Origin of the sequence: Streptomyces sp. NPDC049577 (assembly GCF_040675635.1) — a bacterium.
In the GTDB taxonomy this organism is placed as follows: domain Bacteria; phylum Actinomycetota; class Actinomycetes; order Streptomycetales; family Streptomycetaceae; genus Streptomyces.
In genome coordinates this window covers 1-2,303 of the sequence record NZ_JBFAPH010000564.1, presented here as the reverse complement: position 1 = coordinate 2,303, position 2,303 = coordinate 1, and the positions used below count along the sequence as shown (strand labels likewise).

At 71.9% G+C, this 2,303-nt stretch carries 2 protein-coding genes and 1 tRNA gene; 1 reads left to right on the top strand and 2 read right to left on the bottom strand.

Features of this window, described 5'->3' with window-relative positions:
• Positions 1-130: 130 nt before the first annotated feature.
• Complete coding sequence (locus AB0K09_RS32680; protein WP_366069020.1) at positions 131-877, top strand: VCBS repeat-containing protein; 747 nt, start codon at positions 131-133, stop codon at positions 875-877.
• Between the two features lie 91 nt (positions 878-968).
• On the opposite strand, the gene AB0K09_RS32675 is transcribed toward AB0K09_RS32680, so the two are convergent.
• Positions 969-1,055, bottom strand: a tRNA-Ser gene (locus tag AB0K09_RS32675).
• 88 nt (positions 1,056-1,143) lie between these two features.
• On the bottom strand, positions 1,144-2,303 hold a 1,160-nt coding region (locus AB0K09_RS32670), incomplete at its 5' end, for a trypsin-like peptidase domain-containing protein (RefSeq protein ID WP_366069018.1).

Here is a 2,303-nt window from a genome sequence, read left to right as displayed (position 1 = left end):
GCGGTCCTCACGTGCCTGACGCAGCAGACCCCGTAACCGATGTGACCGACCCGTCACCGCCCGGGCCCGGACCCGGGCGGTCGCGGCGTCCGCCCCGGCGAGGATCGTCGCCCGGGGCGCCGCCAAGGCCGTGCAGCACAGGCCGACCCCCGCCGCGCCGTTCTTCTTCCTGTCCGGGATCCTGCCGTCCGGCCAGATGTACGTCTACATGCCCAACGGGAAGGGCGGCTTCGACGACCGCTCGGGCGCGTACATGTGGCAGCACTTCAAGTACGGGATCTCGGTCGACCCCGACCTGACCGGCTACCAGGACGGCGCGTACCACGTCATGGACGACGGCACGCTGAACCTGTGGCGCGGCGGGAAGCTCAAGAAGGTGGCCACCGGCTGGCGCGGGTACGACGTCGTCTTCTCGCCCGGCACCCTGGCCCGCGCCGCCCATCCCGACCTGCTGGCCCGCGACCGGCAGGGCGTCCTCTGGCGCTTCCGGACCAAGGCGGACGGCTCCCTGGCGCCGCGCGTCGAGGTCGGCACCGGCTGGAACCAGTACACGCAGATCACCGGTCTCGGCGACCTGAGCGGCGACGGCAAGCCGGACGTCGTCGCCCGCGACAAGCAGGGTGTCCTCTGGCTGTACAAGGGCACGGGCGACGCGCGCAAGCCGTTCGCCTCCCGGGTCCGGGTCGGCGGTGGCTGGAACCGGTTCAACAAGCTGGTGGCCACGGGTGACGTCGACGGCGACGGCCACAGCGACCTGCTCGCCCGCGACCCCAAGGGCGACCTGTGGCTGTACAAGGGCACGGGCAAGGCCTCGTCGCCCTTCAGGACCCCGGTCAGGATCGGCAGCGGCTTCAACCAGTACCGCGAGCTCTTCTGACCCCGTGACGGGCGGTCATGACCGCCCCGCTACGCGAAAGGGGCGCCCCGGCTCGGGGCGCCCCTTCTCATCCGGCCGGACGGCCACTGCGCGGAGGCTGTGGGATTTGAACCCACGGTGACATCGCTGCCACGACGGTTTTCAAGACCGTTCCCTTCGGCCGCTCGGGCAAGCCTCCCCGCGCCGCGCTCAGCTGCGGCAACGCGGGGACAGCCTACCGGGTGCGGGGTTCGGCCGAGGAGTCCCGGCCGGGCACCGGAGTTCGGTCAGTTGTCGCCGCGGCGCTCGCCCAGGACGAGGTCGACCGTGGACTGCTTGCCGTCGCGCAGATATGTGAGGGTGACCTTGTCGCCGGGGCGGTGCGTCCAGATCTCGCTGATCAGGGTGGGGCCGCTGTCGATCTTCTGGTCGTCGAGCTTGACGATCACGTCGCCCGGCTTGAGGCCGGCCTTGTCGGCCGGGCCGCCCGGGGTGACGGCCGGGGAGCCGTTGGCGCCGGTCGGGGCGATCTTGGCGCCGTTGCCGGCGTCCTTCATGTTGACCGTGGCGGAGATGACCGGGTAGATCGGCGTCCGGTTCTTGATCAGCTGCTCGGCGACGTTCTTGGCCTGGTTGATCGGGATGGCGAAGCCGAGGCCGATGCTTCCGGCCTGGCCCTGGCCGCCGCCGAAGCCGCCGCCGTTGCCGGCGGACTGGATGGCGGAGTTGATGCCGATGACCGCGCCCTGCGCGTTCAGCAGCGGTCCGCCGGAGTTGCCGGGGTTGATCGAGGCGTCCGTCTGGAGGGCGCTCATGTACGAGGCCTGGCCGCTGCCGCCGCCGTCGCTGGAGGCGACCGGACGCTTCTTGGCGCTCACGATGCCGGTCGTGACGGTGCCCGACAGGCCGAAGGGCGCGCCGATGGCGACCGTCGCGTCGCCCACCGCCGTCTTGTCGGAGTCCCCGAGCGGCAGCGGGTTGAGCCTGGCGCCGGAAGGGTTCTTCAGCTTGATCACGGCGACGTCGTAGCCCTGGGCGCGGCCGACGACCTCCGCGTCGTAGCTCTTGCCGTCCGAGAACGTCGCCTGGAGCTTGCCGCCGTCGGCGGCGGAGGCGACGACGTGGTTGTTGGTGAGGATGTGGCCCTGCTTGTCGTAGACGAAGCCGGTGCCCGTACCGCCCTCGCCGTTGCTGCCCTGGGCCTCGATGGTGACGACGCTCGGCAGCGCCTTGCCGGCGATGTCCGCGACGGAGCCGGGGGTGCGGCTCTCGGTCTTCGGGTCGCCCGAGGCGGAGACCGTCGTCGAACCGGCGCCGTCCCCGCGGTCGGCGGCCCAGTAGCCGATGCCGCCGCCGACGCCGCCCGCGACGACCGACGGCCGGACCCCCGTCTGTCTCGGCGGCGGAAGCAATGTGCTCGTCGGCGACGCGGGCTGCTCGGTCCCGG